This is a genomic window from Erythrobacter sp. MTPC3 (assembly GCF_042854385.1).
GTDB lineage: Bacteria > Pseudomonadota > Alphaproteobacteria > Sphingomonadales > Sphingomonadaceae > Erythrobacter.
In genome coordinates, this window is record NZ_BTGP01000014.1 from 1 (window position 1) to 22,451 (window position 22,451).

General features: G+C 58.9%; 19 protein-coding genes. 7 read left to right on the forward strand and 12 right to left on the reverse strand.

Translation table 11 applies throughout. The features are described 5' to 3' along the window. Positions 1-96 precede the first annotated feature (96 nt). From ACGHU1_RS15850 to ACGHU1_RS15900, 11 genes are all read right to left on the reverse strand, one after another. Positions 97-855 (reverse strand): hypothetical protein, encoded by a 759-nt coding sequence (locus ACGHU1_RS15850; RefSeq protein ID WP_390588454.1) that lies wholly within the window; start codon positions 853-855, stop codon positions 97-99. Between the two features lie 42 nt (positions 856-897). After that, positions 898-1,479 carry a hypothetical protein gene (locus ACGHU1_RS15855; protein ID WP_390588455.1) on the reverse strand — a complete coding sequence of 194 codons (582 nt, stop codon included), beginning with the start codon at positions 1,477-1,479 and terminating at the stop codon, positions 898-900. An 81-nt stretch (positions 1,480-1,560) separates the two neighbouring features. Further along, positions 1,561-2,106, reverse strand: a complete 546-nt coding sequence (locus tag ACGHU1_RS15860) for a hypothetical protein (protein WP_390588457.1) — start codon at positions 2,104-2,106, stop codon at positions 1,561-1,563. Positions 2,107-2,247: 141 nt separating this feature from the next. Next, on the reverse strand, positions 2,248-3,129 hold the full coding sequence (locus tag ACGHU1_RS15865) for a 3'-5' exonuclease (protein ID WP_390588459.1): 882 nt from the start codon (positions 3,127-3,129) through the stop codon (positions 2,248-2,250). A gap of 200 nt (positions 3,130-3,329) precedes the next feature. After that, entirely contained in the window at positions 3,330-6,218 is a 2,889-nt protein-coding gene (locus tag ACGHU1_RS15870; protein ID WP_390588461.1) for a MobA/MobL family protein, read from the reverse strand. A 422-nt stretch (positions 6,219-6,640) separates the two neighbouring features. Continuing rightward, on the reverse strand, positions 6,641-7,651 hold the full coding sequence (locus ACGHU1_RS15875) for an acyl-CoA thioester hydrolase/BAAT C-terminal domain-containing protein (RefSeq protein WP_390588463.1): 1,011 nt from the start codon (positions 7,649-7,651) through the stop codon (positions 6,641-6,643). A gap of 103 nt (positions 7,652-7,754) precedes the next feature. After that, positions 7,755-8,360, reverse strand: coding sequence for a response regulator transcription factor (locus ACGHU1_RS15880; protein ID WP_390588465.1), 606 nt, complete (start codon positions 8,358-8,360; stop codon positions 7,755-7,757). Continuing rightward, positions 8,357-9,526, reverse strand: a complete 1,170-nt coding sequence (locus ACGHU1_RS15885) for a histidine kinase (RefSeq protein WP_390588466.1) — start codon at positions 9,524-9,526, stop codon at positions 8,357-8,359. Before ACGHU1_RS15885 ends, ACGHU1_RS15880 begins: the two co-directional genes overlap by 4 nt. Further along, complete coding sequence (locus tag ACGHU1_RS15890) at positions 9,523-10,275, reverse strand: ABC transporter permease (RefSeq protein ID WP_390588468.1); 753 nt, start codon at positions 10,273-10,275, stop codon at positions 9,523-9,525. The genes ACGHU1_RS15885 and ACGHU1_RS15890 overlap by 4 nt, the downstream gene beginning before the upstream one ends. Further along, positions 10,275-11,189, reverse strand: a complete 915-nt coding sequence (locus ACGHU1_RS15895) for an ABC transporter ATP-binding protein (RefSeq protein ID WP_390588470.1) — start codon at positions 11,187-11,189, stop codon at positions 10,275-10,277. The genes ACGHU1_RS15890 and ACGHU1_RS15895 overlap by 1 nt, the downstream gene beginning before the upstream one ends. 366 nt (positions 11,190-11,555) lie before the next feature. Next, positions 11,556-11,948, reverse strand: a complete 393-nt coding sequence (locus ACGHU1_RS15900) for a hypothetical protein (RefSeq protein WP_390588472.1) — start codon at positions 11,946-11,948, stop codon at positions 11,556-11,558. A 285-nt stretch (positions 11,949-12,233) separates the two neighbouring features. On the opposite strand from ACGHU1_RS15900, the gene ACGHU1_RS15905 reads away from it, so the two are divergent. Together ACGHU1_RS15905 and ACGHU1_RS15910 are read left to right on the forward strand one after the other, a co-directional pair. After that, positions 12,234-12,710, forward strand: coding sequence for a hypothetical protein (locus ACGHU1_RS15905; RefSeq protein ID WP_390588474.1), 477 nt, complete (start codon positions 12,234-12,236; stop codon positions 12,708-12,710). After that, the gene (locus tag ACGHU1_RS15910) at positions 12,707-13,015 is read left to right on the forward strand and encodes a hypothetical protein (RefSeq protein ID WP_390588476.1); all 309 of its coding nucleotides are present in this window, start codon (positions 12,707-12,709) and stop codon (positions 13,013-13,015) included. Before ACGHU1_RS15905 ends, ACGHU1_RS15910 begins: the two co-directional genes overlap by 4 nt. Positions 13,016-13,028: 13 nt before the next feature. Here ACGHU1_RS15910 and ACGHU1_RS15915 read toward each other — a convergent pair whose 3' ends face one another. Then, positions 13,029-14,759, reverse strand: coding sequence for a hypothetical protein (locus tag ACGHU1_RS15915; protein WP_390588477.1), 1,731 nt, complete (start codon positions 14,757-14,759; stop codon positions 13,029-13,031). Between the two features lie 398 nt (positions 14,760-15,157). Between ACGHU1_RS15915 and ACGHU1_RS15920 the strand changes: the two genes are divergently transcribed. The 5 genes from ACGHU1_RS15920 (at position 15,158) to ACGHU1_RS15940 (ending at position 22,450) form a co-directional block, all read left to right on the forward strand. Then, on the forward strand, positions 15,158-16,858 hold the full coding sequence (locus ACGHU1_RS15920) for a recombinase family protein (protein ID WP_390588478.1): 1,701 nt from the start codon (positions 15,158-15,160) through the stop codon (positions 16,856-16,858). A gap of 111 nt (positions 16,859-16,969) precedes the next feature. Beyond that, positions 16,970-18,292, forward strand: coding sequence for a tyrosine-type recombinase/integrase (locus ACGHU1_RS15925; protein WP_390588479.1), 1,323 nt, complete (start codon positions 16,970-16,972; stop codon positions 18,290-18,292). Positions 18,293-18,630: 338 nt separating this feature from the next. Beyond that, positions 18,631-19,560 (forward strand): HEPN domain-containing protein, encoded by a 930-nt coding sequence (locus ACGHU1_RS15930; RefSeq protein WP_390588481.1) that lies wholly within the window; start codon positions 18,631-18,633, stop codon positions 19,558-19,560. 569 nt (positions 19,561-20,129) lie between these two features. Continuing rightward, on the forward strand, positions 20,130-20,378 hold the full coding sequence (locus ACGHU1_RS15935; RefSeq protein WP_390588482.1) for a helix-turn-helix domain-containing protein: 249 nt from the start codon (positions 20,130-20,132) through the stop codon (positions 20,376-20,378). A 281-nt stretch (positions 20,379-20,659) separates the two neighbouring features. Next, positions 20,660-22,450, forward strand: coding sequence for a class I SAM-dependent DNA methyltransferase (locus ACGHU1_RS15940; RefSeq protein ID WP_390588484.1), 1,791 nt, complete (start codon positions 20,660-20,662; stop codon positions 22,448-22,450). Position 22,451: the final 1 nt, after the last annotated feature.

The following is a 22,451-nucleotide window of genomic DNA, read 5'->3' on the forward strand; positions in this document are numbered from 1 at the left end:
TCGAATAGCACAAGGGCTGGAGTCTCAAACGCGGGATGATGCATGAAGTGCCGGACCGCCACTGCCTGCGCGGTCCGGCGCATTCTGAGGCATGGTTCAGGCCGCGAGATCAAACCCGCTGGCAAGCTCCTGTTGCAACCGATTAGAATAGGTCCGCAACTCGTTACTTAACGAGTGGTCTGGGCGGCGTCGCAGGAACCCTTCAATCAATGCGATGATGGCCGGCTCTAACCGCAGGCTCTCGGTGCCTTGTGCGACCAGCCAGCCGAGTTTGGCGACCGACAGCAGCAAACAGTCGAGCTCAACGTGGTCCCGTAGATCTTGCCATGCGCCGGCGCTGACTGGCCGCCGCACGCCCGGCTTCGCCGCGACTAGGTTGAACGGCACGCCCATTCGCAGGAGCACTTGCGAAAGATGACTCCAGGTCTTGCCCCCCCCTTTGATTTGCAACCCGAGGTCCAGATGGGGGCGCGGCCCCCGTCTTCCTGGCCGATCAGCTAGCTGCGGCGGGAGCCGGAGGCCATTCGCAATGCTGCACAGTAGAAGCACGGGTATATCGGTTCCGAGTCCTCCAAAGGTAACAATGGGTTTATCTTCGTGCGCCCGCAGATAGTCGAAAAGCTGGGTGACTACTGCTTCCTCGCTGCCCCAATCGTATTCGTTCCAGCTGGCCACCTCGCCGGTCGAAAGCCTGCCTTCTTCGTCGATCGAAAATTGGAACGCAGCTGCTGCCATGACCTTCTTGACCGCGACCGCTCTGCGTTTCGATTTGTGATCCATCGCAAGATGGGCCTTGTGAAGCTCCTGGTCCCAGTGAAATTCGCAGTCGAGCGCGATGTAGCTTTGCTTCGCCATTTGCCTTTTCCTTTCATTGTTTATCGGCACCATCACGCTTCATCAGAAGGGAAGCGGGCGAGCGTTTTCGATCGCCCGCCAGGCTTGGTAGGCCGAGCCCAGCGAGATCCGATCGTTCTCGCGGCAGCAGGTCGCAAGGAAGGTCAACCAGAGCACCTGTGCCTCGTCGGCAGCGCGGCGAGCTTGCGCGCTGATCGACGAGCCCGGGCCCGCGCGCTGGATCGCGTAGAACGCTGCGGTTTCGTCGAGCGCAGCGTCGCGGCACGCGAGCGGCATGATCGCGAGGTCACTCCGTTGCCTCCGGAGGAGCTGCAGGTCTGAGGGCGAGAATGGCATCCCTTCCTGCATTGCCATGCGCCATTCGCGCATCTCGGAAGGCTGCGCCTTCGCAATCAAAGTGGCATTATCCGGAATGCTTCTGGCGATTCCGCCGATGATATCCGAACGCTTCGTTTCACGGTCGAAGGCGTAATGTTCGACGGCAAAACGAGCACAGTATTCGTTGCACTTGGTGACGGTGAACATCGCGATGCACCGGATGGTTGAGCGGTAGCTCATCGGCCGGTCGCGCACGATTTCCAGTGCTGTCAGCACGCGCGGATGGTGCCTGGGAGAGAAGTTCATGTGGGGTTTCCTGTTCCTGAAAAGAAACAGGCGGCGCCTCCCGAGGAAGACACCGCCTGGATGATCGTAGGTTTGTGAGGATCAGGCTGAGAAAGGCGCTGCGGTCCTGATATTGCCAGAGCTATCGACGAAGAGGTCACCCGGGCTGGGCCCGCCCGTGCAGAAGGGCGCGAGGGTTTCGGCGGTCGCGGCAATCCTCTTGGCAGCGTTGCGGTGCGAACGTGCTCGTCGAGCCACAGCTTCAACTGGCACTGCAATGAGGCGACCACATTCGCCTACAGCGAATTGCTGCCTTCGATCCTCGGCCATCAGCACAAGCGGTTCATCATCGCCGATCGCTGCCGGAATGACCTTGGTTAAAACTACGCCCTCTGCATGCGGCATCAATGCTAGATACCAATGCGGTGCGGCTGCCCCCTCATCCGCATAGATTGCAATCACACAGGCCCAACCAGTCTCAGCAACCTTGCGTGCCGCAACATCGAGAATGCCCATATCGATGCCAGTCACAGAGGCAAATTTGACTGCTGCTGGGACGGCTCCCCCGACGGGGAGGCCGAGCTCCAGGTGGAGGGCATAGGCGTTGGCCCGGCGGGCATCGTGCCCGCCGGTGGTGAAAATGTTCATATCGTATTCCTTGTTATTGAATGACGGCCTTCTGGCCGGAACCGAGCTTTTTCCTTTCAGGCTACCGGTTCACCATCCTTCGTTTCGTGAGATAGGGATTGTCCGGCCCGCGCCGCCGCGCGGGCCATTCCTGCACTCGACTTACCGAATGTGGCGGTTGTGCCAGTCTAGCGGCACACAGGTGACGCGGACGCGCGGGAAATGCCGCTCAAGCCAGCTGCGCTCATAATCCGCCTGGAACTGGCTGGTCTCGATCCACCAGACCTTTGTGGTCCAGTCGAAGCGATATCCGCGGCGCTTGACCTCGCCCTTGTCCTTGGGCGGCACGTCCTTCGCCTCGACGCGGACGGTCTGCGAGCGGGCATTGTCCAGCACCTCGCCTACGACTGTCCTGCCATTGGGCAACGCGCTGGCGAGCAGGTTGACCAGCGCGGTAACGTCGTCGCCTGCGCTGTGAGCCTTGGGCACGAACATTCCCTGCTGCATTATCAAATGGCCCAATTTGGCGCCGTCATAGCCATGCTCGATCCAGTCGACGTCCTTGTGGCTGCATACCCAGGGCAGACGCTCGATCCCCGGCAACAAGCGGCGACAAAAGCCGGAGTCGAAGGAAGCGTTGTGCGCCACCACTGCCTCGGCGCGCGCAATCACCTGCGTGACCTTGGGGATATCGATCGCCTTGCCGGCCAGCTTCTCATCCGTGAGACCGGTGATCTTCATGATCGCGGCGGCAAGCGGCCTACCGGGATCCTGCAGTCCATAAGCCTTGTCGACGATGGTAACGATGCGGCCCTCGGCATCGACACGCACCAGCGCGACCGCGATCTCGAGCACCTGGCAATCATCTGGATCGAGGCCTTCGGTCTCAACGTCCAGGACTGCGATCAGCGTCGTCGGCTCGCTTTGCCTCGCAATGACCGGCCAGTCATCCAGCCTGGTGATCCGGCGCAAGATGCGGGTATCGGCAGCTGCGCATGCGCTGTCGCCTGCCTCCTGCGAGACAGGTGTGTCTTGGGTATTCATGCAATATCCTCGCTATAGGTTCACGAGGACGGCTTTGCCGGTCCGGGCCTTTTCCCTTCCCTCAACCGTCCCCGGCTGCCCGTCAGCCGACAGGATATCCTGCATGGCCGGCCCCGCGGTCCGGCTTTTTTCAATGCGGCGGCATGGGTGCGGCATCTGGATACTCACCGCAATCCATGGCGGACGTTTGTCTCTCGCGGTCAGCCAATACCCTTATGCTGCTCGCCGATTTGCTGCGCGGCTGCCGCGAGAGCCCTTCGGCGCTGTTTCGTCGCTTGGTCGATGGCACGCCAGTCGATACCCCGCTCGCTCATCTGGCCTGTGCGGCTCGCGGCAGTCTTGCCCTGCCGCAGCTCGCGATCGACCCGTCCAAGTGCAAGGTGCAAAAGCTCCGAGCGGCGGTAGATCTTGAGCGTTTCGGCTGCCTCGCGCGACAGGCGATCGGCGAGTTTGCGTTGCGGATTGGCCAGCTCCTCCTTGCTGGCACCGATGAATTTGAGTTCCGTCTCGAGCCGCTTGAAACGCAATTCCTGTTCGACATAGAGCGGCATGAGTTCGCGCTTGGCGATCCTGCTGGCAAAGTCCGCCTTGCTCAAGCCCCAGCTCGACGCGATCGCGACCATGGGATGCACGCTGTTATCGTCCCACAGGCACAGTCCGGAAGGCCGGCGCCGCATCGCATCGGCAAAGGCGGCCACGTCGGCTGCACAAGCCAATGTAGGCTCGGTTGCATCAGGCGGAAGCGTCGCGGCGCTGTGATCGGGCGTGCCCGGGTGGGCCTTCGCGTCCCTGTCGGAGCGTAAGGCCATCATTGTCGCAAGCCGCTCCGCAAATGCGCGAATGGTTTCAACCGAGGTTGAATCGAAGATCTTCGGCACGACCGGCGCGACGGGCCGGAGAGTAATGGCGGAGCCAGCATTCCTGTCCTTGGATTGCACCGGAACCGGCCTAATCGCGGGCATTCCTGGCGCGGGCGACACGCCACAGATCACGGGATCATCCCCAGGCCGCGAGAGTTCGACCCGGCTACAAACCGGCCCACGTTCCAGCGACCGGGCGGCGGCAACGCGGCGCAGCAAAACTCGCGCATCGCTCTGCCCGCCGACCATGGCAAGCGGCGTAGATACGACCTTCTCTGCGGCAACCGTTCTTGGCGCCATCGGCCCAGCAGCGACTGAGCGCAGGGCCGGCCACTCGCGTTCGGTGAGCGCCGCAACCTGTTTTATGACGGGCGTGCGAACTGGGGTTGTCGTGTCGCCGCGGAGCGTCGGCGGGTTAGGGCTTGGCGGCCAGTTCAGGGACACTTTTGCGAGGCGCGGAATGGTCATCTCCGGGCTTGCCACAGCAACTGGTCGAAGCGTCACGGAGAGGCTGGATGCCGGTGCCACCGGTCGCAGCGATGCGGCAATGGGTTGCCGGGATTCGACCCGCCGGAGGTCGACGGCCGGTGCAGACCCGGTCGATACCGGTCGCAGTTCCGGCGCAGCTGCCAGCGTCTGAGGCACTGCCTTCGGTGTGATTGGATGGATCGAAACGGAGCCCGGCGATGGCAAGGGCCCAACTGAATGGATCGCAGCGGCGGCGCGAGTGAATGGCGATGACGAAACCGTTCGAATGTTCTTTGCCGACACTGAAATGGCTCCGGCAGAGTCCGGCCGGATCGGTCGCACATGCTGCGCATTTCCAGGCAGCGGCGCGACTATGCGCTGGCTCACGATAACGGCGAAGGGCGATGCTTCCGCAGTGGCAACCTTGGCAATGGTAGGCGAGCGATCGCGCGGGCGTTGGACTGTCGTGACGGATCGTTTCGCACCGGGCGAATATGCATCGACCGATCCGATCGATGCCGCATCAAGGCTCCGTGCGGCGGGCGCAACGGGGCGCAGATCGACCGGCTGCTTGACCGCAATTTCGACGCGCGCGAAGGCTGCCAGAGCGCGTCTGCGGGCCCGCTCGCGGCGCTGCTTGCGCTTCGTTTCGATCGCATTTTCCAGCGCGATATTGGCCGCCATCGTCCTGCGATTGGCCTCGACATCGGCCACGAACTCGCCCTCGCGTGCGGTGCGCGTCTTGCGCTTGTCGAGCTTCTTCTGCGGTTTATGCACTAATCCCCGCTCGGCATTCGAGAGATGGGTGTAGTGCCGCTCGGTGCCACTTCGCTCGAGCGTCGATGTCATGATCTCGGCCACCCGGCGGCGCGCATGGCGCCAGTATTCGGCGCCATCGAGGTCGCTGCGATAGTCTTCGGCGATGTCCCATTGATACGGCGCGACGCGCGTCATCGGGCGCCAGCCGCCGCAGATATGAGCGTGGTAATTGCGCTGATCGCCGTCCGGATCGGGCCGGTGGAGCGCAGCCGCATAGGGCAATCCGTGGCGTCCAAAAAGTTCGCATGCCACGGCTTTCATGATCGCCACGCGCACCTCCTGCGACACGTCGTGCGGTAGCTGAATGATGAGATTGACGTTGCTCTTAGCATCCGCCCGGCTCTCGCGCTGAGCGAGTTCGACGAGGTCCGCGCCCATCAAGATCTCGTCGAGGTCGGCACCCATATTGCTAGTGAAGATTGGCCTTCCGAACGCGTCGAGTTCGCAATGTTCGGGATCGGAAATATAGATTACCCGGCGCCCGAAAATGCCGAAGGAATGCTTCTTCGCGCCGTCATACTCAACCGTCATCACGAGACCGCGACGCCCCTGCCGGTCTAGTATCGGACCTTTATAGGCGGGCAACGGAACGACGGATCTGGACGCGATCTTGCGCTGTTTTCGCCGGTATCGGCGGCGGTGTTGCAGCTCGACCCGGACACGGACTTTCTTGGGCGGAGCGCGCCTTTCGACCTTATCCAACTGCCGCTGGATGGCCTTGTTGATGCGCGCCTGAAGCTTGTCGTCGCGCAGGATCGACGCCATCCTGCGACGCTCGCGGCGGCTTGCCGAACTCGCATCGCGGCGGTGGATCGTTATCTGCTTTAGCGCCGCGCTGGTGAGCGAAAGGACCGTCCCGTCGAGCGTGTAGGAATAGGTGCGGGCAAGACCGTCGCGCTCGGCGGCTGTGGGTGGTGTGGGGGTCTTTTTCGTTTGGCGCATGCTAAACAATTTCTCTCGCTAAGACCCCCACACCTCCTTTCTGCCACTTCGCCCTTACCGCTTCACGCGACCCAAAAATGTTGTGCGCACTCTTCGCGCCCATTGCGGTCGCGTAGTTTCCGGTACGCGTATGCGAGCTTCCATTGCAGGCGGGGCCGCGGCGGGCGCGTGCGGCAAACAGCGGTGGGGCAAACCACAGGCCGGTCGATTGCTGCTGATGCGTGAGTTGGCCATAAACTAATTAGGGGCTGCCTGCAGCATCTATCCGATAGGTTCTTTAGCGTTATACCGTTGAATGCATGCGACGCACCGGCGGCTCTCTGCGCCCCAATCTCGGCCGTTCGACGCGGAGGTGGCCTAACCCGAAAGCTGACATTCCGCAAACGGCCCAATTTCGGCATTCGCTTCCAAAAGAGAGCCTCCTACTCGGCTGCCCTGGCCTTCAAGAATGCCACCACTTTCGGCCAACTGTCGGTGCGTGCGGTAGCGTTGCCCTCGACGCTTCCGCCGAATGTATCCAGCCTGTCATAAAACGCATCGCCCGGTGTCATGGGCGGCCCGAACACGAAATGTCCGGCGTCCTGATAGGCCAAAACGGTAATGGAGGGACCTGATCGCTCGGCACTGCGCTCTGCAATCATTCTCGACATAGGACATGCGGGCCACATCGTTTCGGCTTCTCCGCACACCAGCATAATCCTCGCGCTGGATCGCTCGATCGGAATCGCGGCGCGAGCTGCATTTGTGCTCTGCGTGGGATTCTCGACAGCCCGATAGACGCTAATGATACCATCCGACGCGTTCCAGTCAGAGAACGGCATCGTTGGCACGTCCTCTCCTGAAGCCGTCCATGATGAATAGGGGCTTTGCCCATTGCTCGCCCAGTTGATCCCATTCCATGCGACGCTTGTCGGCATTCCGGCGACCACCGCCGAGAGATCGGACCGTCGCGATGCGACCAGCAAGGCAGCCTCTGCCCCCTTGGATGCACCGATGACGGCCAACCTTTCTTGATCGACCCCGGGCTGCTCTTTCAACCATTCAATAGCCCGATCAAACAATTCGAGTGGTATGCGCTCAAGCGAAGCAGGCTGCTCTAGTGCCCCGAAGTAAGCCAGATGAAGAACGGCAAACCCCTCTTCCTGCAGCGAGAGCGCCATTCGCTTGGCACCGCCGCCGAGCCCGCCTTCAGAGCCGCCGAGGAGAAGCACGGCGGGACGAGGTGCGCCCTGAAGGGTGATTACGTTTCCGGCTGCGGGGTAATAGTTGCCGAACAACTCATCTTGGTCGATGCGCTGGCCAGTCGGCCCGGGATCGAGCACCTCGATTTCAGGCAGCCCGTAGCGGTCCGGCGCTGCCTGTTGAAACAGGGCAGCTCCCGCCAGTAAGGCGGCAATCCCGATGACCGGCAAAATTGTTCTGGCTGCATGCATTTCGCTCTCCTTGATCGGGAGAGCAGTATGCCTACTAGGTCGGCCTAGGCAGTGCGGGCTGTCAGACCGCAGACCTGACAAACGTCACGAATATGGAAACGCTTCAGAGCCACCCATGATCACGGGCAATGCGGCCGGCTTCGATGCGGCTCGACGCATGCAGCTTGCTTGAGGCTTCTGAAAGGTAGTTCCGAACTGTCCCGGGCGAGAGATCAAGCTGCCGGGCGATTTCCTTGTTCGAGCGTCCTTCGTCGGCCAGTCGCAGCACGTCCCGCTCGCGCTCGGTTAGGGGATTGGCGGGCGCGTCCCATGCAAGTTCCGCGAGTTCCGGCGCGATTGCCCTTCCCCCGGCTGCAATCTTTCGCACCGCTGCGGCCAGAGCGTCAGATGGTGTGTCTTTGAGCAGATAGCCACGCACCCCTGCATCCATAGCCCTACGCAGATAACCGGCGCGCCCGAATGTCGTTACAATCAGGACTCTCGTTTTTAACCTTTCACCCGTGATTGCTTCGGCGACATCAAGACCCGAAAGACCAGGCATCTCGATATCGGAAAGAAGTATATCGGGCTTCAGCTGCCTCACATATTCGAGCGCAGAGGTTCCGTCCTCCGCGCGAGCGACAATTTCGATATCGTCCTCAAGCGCCAGCACAGTCGCCAGCGCTCCGAGAACCAGTGCCTGATCCTCCGCGATCACGAGCCTGATCATGCTGCAGCTCCTTGCGGCAGACGTGCAACCAGTTGCGTTCCCTCAGCTGTCCCACGAACGACGAGATCTCCTCCAGCTGCTCCGAGACGGGATCGAAGGCCCGATATTCCCCCTCCCGCTCGCACAGCCTCACCATGGCCGTTGTCGCTAACGGTCATTTCGAGTCCGCAGGGATGTTGCCTGAGGAGGATTTCGCACGAAGATGCTCCCGAATGGCGAATGACATTCGTGATCGCTTCCCGCAGCGCCATGGCCAGCACCGCACTGCTGCCAGGGTCTATCCGGTCCGCATCGCCTTCGATTTTGCATCGGATCCCCGCAACAGCAAGCGCCGCTTGCGAGCTTGCAAGCTCACGACTGAGCGTTGCCCCGGTCATGCCGCTGACTGCCGACCGAACATCGGCGAGCCCTTGTCGCGCAGCCGCAGCAATATCGCGCATTTCTTTCCTCGCCTCATCGCTGTCCCTCTCGGCCAGTTTGGCCGAGAGATCAGCCTTGATGGCTATGAGCGTGAGTGTTCGACCCAAGAGGTCATGCAGATCGCGCCCGATACGCTCGCGCTCGGCTGCAGCGGCGAGCTGGCGCACCTCGTCGCGAGATTCTGCAAGGGCTTGATTCTTGTCTTCGAGCGCCGCACGCGAGATGTTGGCAGCACCGACCATGATAGTCAGAAACACACCGAATACCCAGAAGATCACCGGTTGTCTGGTAACAAAAGCGAGGACGCAGGTGGCGACTGCGAAGCCCCCTACCAACATGGCGGCGCGGCGCGGTGGTCGGAGGTTGCCAACCATCGCGGCGGCGTAGATGGTGATCACCGTCCAGTTGCTGCCAGTGAAGGCCAGCGCAAAAGAGATCAGCAGTGTGGCTATCGCCAGCATTGTGAGGCGTCTGCCGGTTGCCTTGAACGCTGCGAAATAGAGAGCGAGAAAGAGGACGAGCCCTGCCGTCGCGGCGATCATCTGGGTAAGGCTTGGTCGCTCAATGAACCATGGAATGAAGAACAAGGGAAGATAGGCGAGCCAGATGCCGGGATGATCGAGCTTGGACCAAGGGATGGCTTTGAACGACTGCCCATTTCCGGCATCAGGCTCGCCCATCGGGTTTACTGATGGCTGTGGGTGCGCCGGCGTCCCGCCAATCTCCATCGTTTCGTTCTGCTTCACCGTGATTGCTGCCTTTCCCCAGTCCAAGCGTAGATAGCTGCTGCAAGTGTGATGAGCAGCAAGGGCCCCGCGTGCAATAGAAGAAAGCTGTCATTCCTTTGACCTGCAGCCATCAACGCTATTTCCCCCAGATGATAGGAGGGCAACACCCAGGCGGTGCTCTGCATCACTTGAGGCATAGCCGTAATCGGAAACCACAAGCCTCCCATCACTGCCAATGAAAGAAATACGATGTTGGCGATGGCCACAGCAGCGCCCTGTCCGAACCGGTAACCTATTCCAATTCCCATCAGCGAAAACGGAATGATGGAAAGGAAGTGGACGAGGATCATCGCGGTCCATTGCGCCGCAGCAAGCGCAACACCTGCAACGATACCGAGCGAATACAGCATCACCAATGAGACGGCGCAATATACTGTGGTGGCGGCGATCTTGGCAGTGATCTGCGCGCCTGCTGGCATCGGCGACAACCGTTTCAATTCAAGCTGGCCGGTTTCGCGTTCGGCAGCGATATTGACGCCGAAACCGAACAGCGCCGGCCCCATCACCGCAAACACTCCGAAGGTGGCCAGCGTTTGCGTTGCAGCTGCTTCGCTGCCTTGCCCGAGAGCGAGCGCGAAGAGCGCATAGAATGCAGGAGGCAGCGCGATGGTAGGAATGATGAATTGCGGCATGCGCGCCGATTTTATGATCTCGGCCTTGCTTTCGAGCCAGTAGATGCGCGGTGCTGCGGGGAGAAGTTCAGACATCACGCGGCTTCCTTTTCGCTGTGAACCATGATGAGGTTCTCAAGCGCGTCTTCGAGTGATGCTCCCACAACCTCGAAGTGCTGAAGGGTGGGATCGATTTGGAAGATCGCTTCCAGCGTGGGCCGGGGGGTCGATGTCAGAATTGTGAGATCTGCCCCGCGCTCTTCGACTTTCACAATGTCGGGCAGGTCGCGGAACCGTGCAGCAGGCAGCCGGGTCCGCAACCTGAGAACCGAGCCTGCCACTTGCGACTTGATCTTGGAAGGCGGCCCGTCTGCGACAATACCGCCGTTCGTAATGACAACGATGCGATCTGCCAGTGCGTCTGCTTCATCCATATGGTGCGTTGCCAGCAACACGGCTGTCCCCTCTTCGGCTTTCGCGCGGACAAGCTGCCACATGGCCCGACGTGCCTCGGAATCGAAACCGGTCGTCGGCTCATCCAGAACGAGGAGGTCAGGCGCACCGGAAATGGCGAGAGCGAACTGAACCCGGCGCTGCTCTCCCCCAGAAAGCTTGCTACATCGACGGTCCGCGAGATCGAGCAGCCCGGCCTGCTTAATCACCTCACCGGTTGCAATATGGCGGGCATAATGGCTCGCGTGTAGATCGATCAGCTCCTTCACGGTCAGCGTCTCTGGCAAGCCAGCGGATTGAAGCATTATGCCCATTCGGGCTCGCGCCCGACGATCGCGCGGGTCGAGGCCAAAGAGGCTGACCCTGCCGGTATCGGCTGTAAGCCGTCCGGTCAAAAGCCCCGCAACGGTAGACTTGCCTGCCCCATTGGGACCAAGCAGCGCCGTTACGCACCCGGGCTCGAGCTCAAAGCTGAATTCCTCCAGCACGCGCTGGCCACCATATGATTTGGAAACGCCTTCCAATCTGGCGACATAGAGGCTTGGGTCTGTCTGCATCTCATTCTCCTCGTCATCGGCCCTTGGACTAGAACCAATAACGCTGGGAAAGCAGTGCGAGGTGTAAGACGCGCAACATGACAGATGTCACGATCGGACGACAAGGCAACGCAATCGCAATTGCTTCTCGCAAAGAGCCGACTCAGCTACATTCGCTTCGAGTCAATGCGGAGAAGCGGCCGCTTGCCCCAGTCGAAGACTCGAGCGAGGACAGTCGGCCCTAAATCATGTGATCCCTAAAAAGCGGACTGACGGCCAGCGGCCCAGTTTGAGCCATCGCTAAACGTCGTATTCTGGGGGTGGAAGCGGAAGGTCGGCTATCGTCGAAGAAGTTCGAATAGCAGACAATCGTGGTGTAAATCTGTGTCACCGTTCCGCGGCTTCTTTCGCTCTTTCGAGCGGGTCCTCAATCCACCCGCGTCCGATGACGACAAAGCTGCTGTTTTCTTGTCTAATAAGCCAAAACTTCTCGTAACCTCCATCGCTTGGAATTTGGACCGCGCAATCCGCAGTTGAAGGATCATCGAGAATGCTTAGGCTCCACACCACATCAATCATTTTTGTCGCGTCGCCACGCTCGACCTGAAAAACGGCAATTCTGCCGCGCGACAGGTCTTCGCCACGCCGGATATACCGCCCCACTACGACCACATCAGCGGTGGCTTCCACCCTTGACTGCGGTATCGGCAAACAAGCCTGAGCAGGTGAAGCTGCGAGTAAACCGATAGAGATCGAAGATAGGAGATAGATCGTTCGCATGCGAGGTCTGCTAGCAGAGCCGATCTTAAAAAGCTCTAATGCCCGCATTTGGGTCGTTGGGGGATTGGCTGCTTGTGATCCTCGAGCGGCCAAAAGCAGACGGTCTCCTTCCGGCCCAAATGCGGCCGCTTCCGAATGCCTTCCAAAACATTTGATCGACCGAGCGGAAGCATAACAAAGCTGCTTATGGGTGGGCCACCAATAGGCGAAGATATCACGCTAGATTTTGGGTCGCGTGAGGGGCCTCTGGCGAATCGGTAATCCGGTCATCGAAAGGAAGTTTCGATGACCAACAACCAACGCCTATACGCCTGTGCCTGTCTTGCTGGGCCGATGGTCGATGGGGGGCTGGGGCCGCAGGATGCCGATGCTCTCAAAGCGCTGCTCAACGGCACGCTTGACGATCTCGCAAATTACGCAGGGGGCCTTCCCCAAACGCATTCGATGTCATTGCTTGAGTTGATCGTAAGCATCATCTCGCGCCATGAAGCCGACCTCACCGCGCTGGCTGCAGCGCTGCAGTGGGAACAGCGCAAAACAGCCTACGAGCGCGACTGCTCGGCGTGGAAAGCGGCCGAGCCGACCTGCGATTCGGCGTGGCGTGATAAGCCCATGACGCGCGGTCAGCGCTTCCTCATCTCCGACACGGCCGCGCTGCTCGAGATCGAGATACCTGAAGACATGGATCGCGGAGCTGCCGCTGACTGGCTCGACGCCAATAACGCCAACGTGGTGCTGCGGCTTGAGGAGGGTAAGGCGTGAAGATTTACGAGATGCACCAGGCAAAGGGCGAGCGGATTACGGTGTCGAACCTCGCCCAGGCAAAACAGATCATGGCCGGTTTCGAGCCGTTCGTTGACAAGTTCCTGGCAGAAATCGATGGAGCTAAATCGGTTGAGGACGAGCCGTTCGCCTTCCTCCAGCGCATAGCTACGCGATGGAACGCCAATTACGAGGTGTGGCAGGCGATGGAAGCCGATGAGGAACTACAGCTCGCCGAAAGAAAGGCTGCCGACATCGAGCGCGCCCGGGCCATCAAGGAAATGGCACGCAAGTGCCGGGATTAGGCTGCACTCCTCCTCAGTGAAGCACGTCGGCGCGCCCTACTCTATCCGGACTGGCCCCCAGGACTGCTATCAGCGCGCCCAGCGTCTTGGGGCCGTCGCCGAATGGCTTCACCTTGTCCTTGGATCGCGATTTGCCGCTCAGGGTCACTCTAAGCATCGCGCGGGTGCGTTCCTGCAGACGTAGCCATACAGGATCGCTGCTGAGCAGTCCGGTGCTCTGGCCAAGGTAGCAAAAAACACGCGCGGCATCGTCGATGCGTTCAAGCTTTCTGACATCATCGGTATATTTCAACAGATGCTCCCGTAACTGCAGGAACATCTTGCCGAGCGGATCGTCGCTGCCTGTTCCCTTGGCCAGATAAGTCCACAGTCGGCTATCGCCTTCCAGATCGTGCCAGCTGGTTTCCCCGAACCCGGTTGCGTGACCGAACTCGCCTTTTGAAGGGAATACGGACGCGGCCAGCTTAGCTTGCCGCCGGATATGCTCGGGGCGGATCCACACTTCCCCTCTCGCTTCGTAACCGGAAGCAAACAGGAGCGCATTGGCGAACTCTGCCAATTGAAACGGTTTTGCGCTACCTGCACAAGTCTCCTCGACGCAAAGCGCACCATGGGCGACCAGATCGGTCGGGAGCAGTCCGTAATAGTTGGCGAGAGGCCCGTATCGCGTTCCGCCTCTGCCGCCTACACGTGTCACATCGATATCACTGGAATCCGGCCACTCATGCGGTGGACTGTCTGCTACCGGCAGGGTTAATTCGAGTTGCCTGGGAAAGTCTTTAAGAGCCTTCTGCGCATAATCGGTATCCGGACCATCCAGACAGCGATACCGGGCCAGAGTCCGTATGTCCGTTTCGGCCTTGCGAAAGTGATAAACGCCTGGCGGATGGTTCGGGTCGACGTGGTGGTCGATATCCATCAGGACGATCTTGTGCAGCGAGAAAGCCGTCACGTTGGTCCGCTTGAGAAGACGCCGCATCTGCGGGTCGCTCCGAGCAACGGGCAGATGATTGCCGCAATGCTTGATCCCGGCAAGGTTGAAGCCGTCATCGGCATTCAGCTTTTGTAGGATGCGGAAAATGCGCCTCGTGATCCGCAACGCGTGGAATAAAGCAGCGATCGAGCACTTGGCGTTGCCGAAATATGCCGCGCGCCATTCGGCAACCTGACCAGGCGCGTTCGGCCATTGCAGTGCCGGCAGCAGCCGGATCGCCTCCTCCACTTCCTCGCTCAACAGGAGAAGGAACAATGCCGGGTGCGATCGCCGGATCGATGCCAGAAAGCCAGCAATCGCGCTGATGCCGACACCCGTGACGGCATTGAGCGCGGTGTTGTATTGAAACGCATTGCCAGTCCACTGGTGCAGGTGTTCTTCGATCTCGCCCGCAGTGCGTGGGAGATGTTGGAGAGGCGGTCGGCAAGATGTCCGTGGCGATGCTTGGGCCAAGTGAAATTGATAGGATGGCGAAAACACCAACGGCGCAAGCTTGCAGCCGGGCGGGATGGTTTCATCGCAGGCCAGTTTCGGCACCCCAATGGTATCGGCGATCCAGCGGCCAAGGGACTTCTCGCTGGAAGTGAGTTCGAGTTCGGAAGGGAACTTGTTTCCGTCTTGGAGGGCGATCAGATCGACGGCACGCTTTACGATATCGCATCGTCCCGCGTTTCTTTCGTTCGCAAGCAGTCTTCGCCAGATATTTATGGCGTTCTCGATCAGGTCCTGTTCGGCGTTCATTCCTGTCACCTCGTGTTCTTCGTCTGAGGTGATTCTAGGATGAGATGCGTCTATCCAGTAGCCGCGCTTTAAACAGCTGAATTCACGACACCTTTTGGGTCGTTGGCGGCCCAGTGTCCATTCGCCGCATATCTCTGGCATGAGCCGGAGTGACCCATCTTCCAACGACAAGTGCCGCGCGAATGACTCATCGCGGGACGGCCTCATTGGGCTTGATGGAAATCACACGACCAATGAAGTAACTGCTCGTCAAACCAAGGCTGCGAGCCTGCTCCCGGAAATCCCGAACGTCGAGGTCTGTGGCCTCCCGATTACCATTCTAAAGGAAGAGGCAGAAATGCTTGATCGACTCCTGGGCAAGGAAATCGCAGCCTTATTCGTCAGCAATTGAGTGCTGTGAGGCGTATATGAAAGACTTTCTGGATAAGAACGTGGCGATCTATGCGCGGGTAAGCACAACCCGCCAAGCCGAGAACGATGTCTCCATCCCAGATCAGACCGCGAGGTGTGAAGCTTTCGCCACCGACAAGGGTGGCACCGTAGTCGAAACTTACATCGAGCCTGGCGCAAGCGCTACGACCACGTCGAGACCTGTATATCAAAAGATGCTAGCGGACGCACGTGCTGGCAATTTCAGCGTGATAGTCGCATTTTCGTTATCTCGACTTTTCAGAAATGCGCTCGACTACATGAAGGCGCGTGCCGAACTGCGATCAGCGGGCGTAAAATTGGTAAGTGTGACACAGGATTTTGCAGACGATCCATCCGGAGAACTCGCGCTCTCGATGGTCGCCCTGTTCGACGAATACCAGTCAGCTGAGAACGCCAAGCACGTCAAACGCGCCATGGTCGCGAATGCCAAGGCAGGTTACTGGAACGGTCAGAAGCCGCCTATCGGCTTCAAGGTAGTCTCGGTGCCGCAGCCCAAGGGCAAGGACCGCAAGAAGCTCGAGATAGATGAGGAGAGGGCTTACCTCCCGCGCTTTATCTTCGAAACCTATGTCTTCGGAACCGCCGACGGCCCGATCGGCATCGCAAAGCTCGCCGACCTCCTCAACAAGCGCGGCGAAACGCTCGATGGCCGCAGGTTCCATGTATCCAACGTGCATGCGATCCTGACCAACACCGCCTATTGCGGCTGCGCATTCTTCAACAAGCGGGACTCGCGCGCGAAAAAGATGCGTCCCGAATCCGAATGGGTTCCGATACCCGTCCCTGCCATCATCGATGAGGACCTGTTCTACCAAGCGCAGGCTCAGATGGCGGCTCGCGATCCTAAAATGGGCGCAAGCGCCGCAAAATCGAACGCAAATCTACTCACCGGCAAACTGACTTGCGGCACCACTAGCGAGGACGGATGTCGCGGAGGCATGACTACCGCCACGGGGAAATCTGGTCAGCACAAATATTACGCCTGCAACACACGTAAGACCGCTGGTGAGACCCAGTGCAAGGGGCGCTGGACGAACATGAAGATGCTGGACGATCTTGTTATCGAGAATGTGATCGAGCATGTGCTGCAACCCCAGAGACTTTCTAGCTTGCTGTCCGCATGGCTGGAACACAGTTCACAAAGCGAAGCGCGCGATCGCGCCGAACTGAAATCGCTACGCTCTCGACTCACTATGCTCGACGGGGAAAGCGCCAACGTCATCGGCTTGGTGCGCAAGGGTCTCATGAGCGCAGACGATCCGCAGATTGAGAAGGAGCTGGGTCAGATCGCCGCACAAAAGCGCGCGGTGGCAGCTGATATCGATATCCACGAACGCAAGCTCGCCGACCCGGCACGCGCGATCACTCCCGACATCCTCGACAGGTTCAGTAACCTCGTTGGCTCGGCCATGCGCGATCGAGCTAGTCCGCTGCGCAAGCAATACGTAGATCTTCTCGTCGATAAGGTCGAGGTCGGCGACACGCTAGTTCGCATCACCGGAAGAAGATCGTGCCTCGCACGCGCGGCGAGTGGCACTGCTCCGCACATGGTGCCCAAAGCTGAACGGGAATGGCGCACCCGAGAGGATTCGAACCTCTGGCCTCTGCCTTCGGAGCCGGTACAGAAGGAGTACGCCAAACTACGAAATTCTACTCTAAGCTACTGTTTTATATAGATTTAGATTGAACTCGGATTTCGCTGGCGTACCCAAATCTACGCCCCGGTTTTCCTCCGAGTGATGACACCACAGTTACTCAAAAACGGGGCTCTGGAAACGGAGATCGCCGTGGTCAAATTAACGAAGCGCACCGTCGAGGCAGCCAAGTCTCAGGTGAAAGACTACATCATTTGGGATGAAGAGCTACCCGGTTTTGGGCTCCGGGTGTACCGGTCAGGCAAGCGCAGCTATGTAATCCAGTATCGCCAAAGAGGGCGGGCTAGACGGCTTACGCTTGGATTGCACGGCGTGTGGACAGCGGAACTGGCCCGCCGCGAAGCGAAGGCTCAGTTGGGACGTGTCGCGGGAGGCGACGATCCGGCAGAGGAGCGCCTTGAAGATCATCGTGCGATCACGATGAAGGGCCTCTGCAAGCGCTACATTCAGGACCTCGATGATGGGCTGATTCTCGGCAAGGGCGGGCGACCGAAGAAGCAATCGACAATCGATACCGATATCGGTCGGATCAAGAGACACATCATTCCCCTGATCGGAACCCGGCGCGTCAAGGATCTGACCAGAGCGGATATGGTCAAGATCATGCGCGACATCATGGCGGGTCGGTCGCGGATCATCGTCAAAACCAAGAAGCTGCGGGGCAAGTCAATCGTGAGGGGCGGTCCTGGCACTGCTACCCGGACCCTTGGCCTCATCGGAGGAATACTCTCGTACGCCATTGATCTGGGGATCATCGAACACAATCCCGCGCACGGCATTAAGAAGCCGAAATACAAGGTTCGCGAGCGGCGTTTGACCGAAACCGAGTACGGCATTCTCGGCAACATGCTCCGGGATGCGCAGGCGCAAGACAAATTTTGGCCGACAAGGGACATCATCCGCCAGATCGCGCTAACAGGATGCAGGCGCGGCGAGATCATCAATCTCAAATGGTGCGACGTGGACCTGGACGGCAGTTGCCTGCGGCTTTCCGAAAGCAAGGAAGGCAGATCGATCCGGCCCATCGGCCTGCCTGTTGTCGAATTTCTGGAGGCACAACGTCAGACTGCCACCGGGAGCTACGTGTTCCCGGGGTATGGCGAAGACAATGCTTTCGGCGGATTTCCAAACCATTGGGACGCGTTGTTTAAGGGCTCTCCATTGGACGGGGTCACAGCCCACGTTCTGCGTCACAGCTTTGCGAGCATCGGCAATGATCTTGGATTTACCGAGATCACCATTGCTGCGCTTTTGGGGCACGCTAAAGGATCGATCACAAGCAGGTATATCCACGTCTTGGACGCTACGCTTATCACTGCTGCCGATATGATTGCGGGGTATGTCAGCGCTTTGCTCAATGGCACGAACTTCCAGCGAGGCAGCTTTGCACTGGACCGCACTGCACGAAAGAGCGCCATGAGCGAATTCATCGCCGAGCGCGCAGCCGGATCATGAAGCAGGTTCCGATGCAAACCTTCCAGCAAACTCCTACTGCAAACGCGATTCAAGCCCCCTCCCCAGAAATGGGGATGGCTAACCCTGTGGATAAAGCTGTGGACCCTTCGGACGATCAGGAACCGAAGATTCGGACTATCGGGAACCGAAACAGCCCTCAAACCCGCAGAAACGCTGGGATAGCGAGCCCCTTAACTATGCTAACAAACAATCCTATCGGATTGTTGCTAACGCGAACCACCAGCGCGCTGCTCCTCAGCGCTTTAGGGTGCGCCGTCGCCGCGCGCCTCGCCAATTGGCAGGTGCAAGCATCTCAAGCGCTTGCTAGAGATTGAGCGATGAAGACCGACCTCGATCATCTGCCCCCGCAAAAACAACGCGAGCTTGAACGCGTAGTGCAGCTGATCTTTGAAGAGTTCGACGACGCCTTTGCGCTTGCCAAGCACGAATGGAAGAAGGCCGGACGGATATTGAAGGTCATTTTGTATGGCAGCTATGCACGCGGAACCTGGGTCGACGAGCCGCATACGGCGAAAGGCTACCAGTCCGATTACGATCTGTTGGTGATCGTCAATGACAGCAGACTGACCGACCGAGTGAAATACTGGGCCAAACTTGATGAGCGGCTGATGCGCGAATACGGCGTGACCAAGACGCTCAACACGCCAGTGAATTTCATCGTTCACACGCTGCAAGAGGTGAACGACGGCCTGGCGCATGGGCGCTACTTCTTCATGGACGTGAAACAGGATGGGGTCGCGCTTTACCAGTCCGACGACACCGAACTCCACACGCCCAAGCCCAAGACGCCCGAACAGGCTCTTTCCATGGCGCAGGAGTACTTCACCGAGTGGCTGACATCAGCCCAGGGCCGGGTGAAACTTGCAAAGTACGCGGTCGACCAAGGCATGAACAAGCACGCGGCGTTCGAATACCACCAAGCAACCGAAGGTTTGTACCATTGCGTGCTCTTAGTCTGCACTTTCTACACACCCCACGTGCACAACCTTGGCTTCCTTCGTACCCAGGCGGAGCGTATCGATGCACGCCTCATTCACGTCTGGCCACGCGAAACAAGACGCGACCGAGCGCGCTTCGAGAAGCTTAAAGAAGCATACACGAAGGCACGATACTCGAAGCACTATCGCATCACGCTGGAGGAGCTCGAATGGCTTGGTGAGCAGGTCGAGGAGCTAGGCAGCATCGTTCACGGGGTATGTTCGGAGCGGCTAGAGAGGCTCAAGAAAGATGCTGCAAAGAGCGTCTGACTGACCTTTGGGCGCGCTATTTGTGCTTCATCGCTGCGGCTGCGCCGCAATTTGGCTGCAAACCCACTGTGACAAATCGATCGACGGAAGGGCGCATTTCGCGGTGAGTGAAAGCGCTCGGCAATGTCAGGCGAGAAAGCGGCGAATTTTGATGGGAGGATAGGAGGGCGAGATAAAAGCACCGCCGTCGGTCGGGTGGTATGTGGCTGGTTTTGCTTAGAAATATGCGACGGCTCCCAATATCGCAAGCTGGCGGTCCCATCAAAATTGCGTTTGATTTCAGCGCAGGATGCGACGGCGGCCCTGCGATCACGCCTTTGGCCCCTTCCTGGGCATTCCGATTAGACTGTCCATGAGCATGCAGGCACGCACCTGACTGTCCGATTAGGCCGACTTTCTGTGACTCCCGTGACGGCATCGCACAAACGGCGGTCCCAGCGTACAAACGTCATGTGGCAAAGCGGGCCCTGATTAATCGATAATCGGGTTCGATGGCGGGCCAGACCTGATCCCCTCCATGTTCCCCAGGTCGGTCCGTCATCACCTGTCAGATGAAAGGACCAACCGCCATGCCGTCAGCTGGCACCCAGCCCCCAGAGGATCGGGATCAGAGCCACATGATCGAGCCGATTTCGATGCGGGTCCCGGAAGCTTGTCGCTACCTCGGGATCGGTCGCAGCACGCTCTATGTGCTGATCTCGAAACGCGAGATCGAGATTATCAAGCTGGGCAGCTCGACGCTGGTGCTTACCGAGAGCCTTCGAAGCTTTGTTGAACGCAAGAGAGAGCCTATTAAAGACCAAGCTAAGCGCATGTAACGATCCGACTCGATCTAATCCGTGCCATCGTTGGGGTCGCGATCATAGAGCTAAAGAGAACTCCATGCTAAAATGCCCCCCTTATCTAAGCAGTTCTTGGATGGATGTGGCGTTGTGGTCAATCCAATAGCTTTGTGGCCTACCGGCAAGCTGGAATTTGCGTTGCGAGGCATCACCCTGCGGAGACTGCAACTAAGGCTTGCAAAAGGAACAAAAGAAGAACATAAATTGAAGGTTCTCTTTGCCTGCAAATTCGCTAATCAAGTGCAAAGGAGGGGCTTTTGACGTCAATTTCGGCACGAAAACTGAACCCGGTCGAACGTGACAATCAATCGCTTTCGCTTGAATCGAAGCGAGGTGAGCTGGCTCGTGCGCGTACAGTCGCGCGCGCTTGGGCACAAACCCTCAATGACCAGTACCGAGCTCGACTTGCTGCCGATTTCTCGCATGTTGCAATGGTTTCATTCGCCGCGAAGGTCGCTCCAAATTTAGATATTGCCGATCACCTGGCGGGTAAGAGCCACTCCCTGGATACGACAACCGAACAGCTCGCTCGGTCAATCGGGATCGAAGCCGCATCGCTTCCATTGCTCGAAGGATGCCACTTCCTGACGAGCCTCTACACCACGCTCCTTCCGTCCAAGCAAAGGAGCGATCTCGGAGCCTTCTACACACCAGCATCGCTGAACAAGCGGCTACTCGATCTTGCAGAGGAGGGCAGCGTCGATTGGGCGACTGCGCGTGTGCTCGATCCGGCGAGCGGCGGTGGAGCTTTCCTGCTCGAAGCTGCTTCGCGGATGCGCAGCGCGCTTGATGGCAGCGAACCGGCATTTGTCTTGGCGCAGCTTGGCGCACGCCTCTCCGGTATGGAGATTGACGCTCATGCGGCAGCACTTTCGCAGGTTGCGCTTGAGATATTTCTTTCCGATCTGATCGATGCAAGCGGTCGTCCAGCACCAAGGTTTGTCGAAGTCTGCGATACACTCGATGTAACGCCATCGCCCAAATTCGATTTGGTGGTCGGCAATCCGCCCTATGGCCGCGTGCGCCTCTCGGCGGAGCAGCGCGAGCGCTTCACGCGAAGCCTCTACGGCCACGCAAATCTCTATGGACTGTTTACCGATGTTGCGCTGCGTTGGACGAAACCCGGAGGTGTCATTGCCTACCTTACTCCAACCAGCGTCCTTGGAGGACAATACTACACAGCTCTGCGCCGATTGCTCGCCAGCGAAGCCCCGCCAGAAGCCATCGACTTTGTCCATGCGCGGCGTGGTGTCTTCGAAGATGTGATGCAGGAGACCCTGCTTGCCCTCTATCGCAAAGGCGGTGAACAAAGGCCTTTCCAAGTCCACTACTTGAACGTCGACAATGAGCGGGAAGCTCGATTGACGAAGAACGGAAAAGTCACATTACCCGATGACTCCTCCGCGCCCTGGCTGGCGCCGAGACAACCTGAGCATGTTGGCATAATCAAAGCCGCAACGAAGATGCCCGCTCGTCTATCGGATTGGGGCTATCGCGTTTCGACTGGTCCGCTGGTTTGGAACAGGTTCAAGCCGCAGTTGCGTGAGCGGGCTGTCCGAGGAGCGTTGCCGCTAGTTTGGGCCGAGGCGGTAACGGCAGATGGCCGGTTTCTCTTCCGCGCGGAGAAGAAGAACCACGCTCCCTATTTCAAGGTCGAGGCCGGGGATGATTGGCTAGTTGTCGATCAACCCTCTGTTCTTGTTCAGCGAACCACGGCGAAGGAGCAGCCGCGACGTTTGATCGCTGCTGAACTTCCTCAGGAGTTCGTCGATAAACACGGCGGCGTGATCGTCGAAAATCACTTGAACATGGTTCGTCCAACCCCATCAGCAAAAGTCAGCGCCGCCGCAGTGGCCGCGGTACTCAACAGTGACGTGGTCGATCAACTTTTTCGCTGCATCAGCGGAAGTGTGGCAGTTTCCGCGTTCGAGCTGGAGGCCATTCCCTTGCCTTCCGCTTTGGATATGAAGAACATCGAGCGACTGGTCTCAAAAGGCGCAACTCGCGACACGCTGGAAAAAGCACTACGACAGATTTATGGCCTCTAAT

Coding starts and splice junctions, on each gene's coding strand:
- ACGHU1_RS15850 (WP_390588454.1), bottom strand. CDS start 855: ATGGCGAAGCAAAGCTACATCGCGCTCGACTGCGAATTTCACTGGGAC.
- ACGHU1_RS15855 (WP_390588455.1), bottom strand. CDS start 1,479: ATGAACTTCTCTCCCAGGCACCATCCGCGCGTGCTGACAGCACTGGAA.
- ACGHU1_RS15860 (WP_390588457.1), bottom strand. CDS start 2,106: ATGAACATTTTCACCACCGGCGGGCACGATGCCCGCCGGGCCAACGCC.
- ACGHU1_RS15865 (WP_390588459.1), bottom strand. CDS start 3,129: ATGAATACCCAAGACACACCTGTCTCGCAGGAGGCAGGCGACAGCGCA.
- ACGHU1_RS15870 (WP_390588461.1), bottom strand. CDS start 6,218: ATGCGCCAAACGAAAAAGACCCCCACACCACCCACAGCCGCCGAGCGC.
- ACGHU1_RS15875 (WP_390588463.1), bottom strand. CDS start 7,651: ATGCATGCAGCCAGAACAATTTTGCCGGTCATCGGGATTGCCGCCTTA.
- ACGHU1_RS15880 (WP_390588465.1), bottom strand. CDS start 8,360: ATGATCAGGCTCGTGATCGCGGAGGATCAGGCACTGGTTCTCGGAGCG.
- ACGHU1_RS15890 (WP_390588468.1), bottom strand. CDS start 10,275: ATGTCTGAACTTCTCCCCGCAGCACCGCGCATCTACTGGCTCGAAAGC.
- ACGHU1_RS15895 (WP_390588470.1), bottom strand. CDS start 11,189: ATGCAGACAGACCCAAGCCTCTATGTCGCCAGATTGGAAGGCGTTTCC.
- ACGHU1_RS15900 (WP_390588472.1), bottom strand. CDS start 11,948: ATGCGAACGATCTATCTCCTATCTTCGATCTCTATCGGTTTACTCGCA.
- ACGHU1_RS15905 (WP_390588474.1), top strand. CDS start 12,234: ATGACCAACAACCAACGCCTATACGCCTGTGCCTGTCTTGCTGGGCCG.
- ACGHU1_RS15920 (WP_390588478.1), top strand. CDS start 15,158: ATGAAAGACTTTCTGGATAAGAACGTGGCGATCTATGCGCGGGTAAGC.
- ACGHU1_RS15930 (WP_390588481.1), top strand. CDS start 18,631: ATGAAGACCGACCTCGATCATCTGCCCCCGCAAAAACAACGCGAGCTT.
- ACGHU1_RS15935 (WP_390588482.1), top strand. CDS start 20,130: ATGCCGTCAGCTGGCACCCAGCCCCCAGAGGATCGGGATCAGAGCCAC.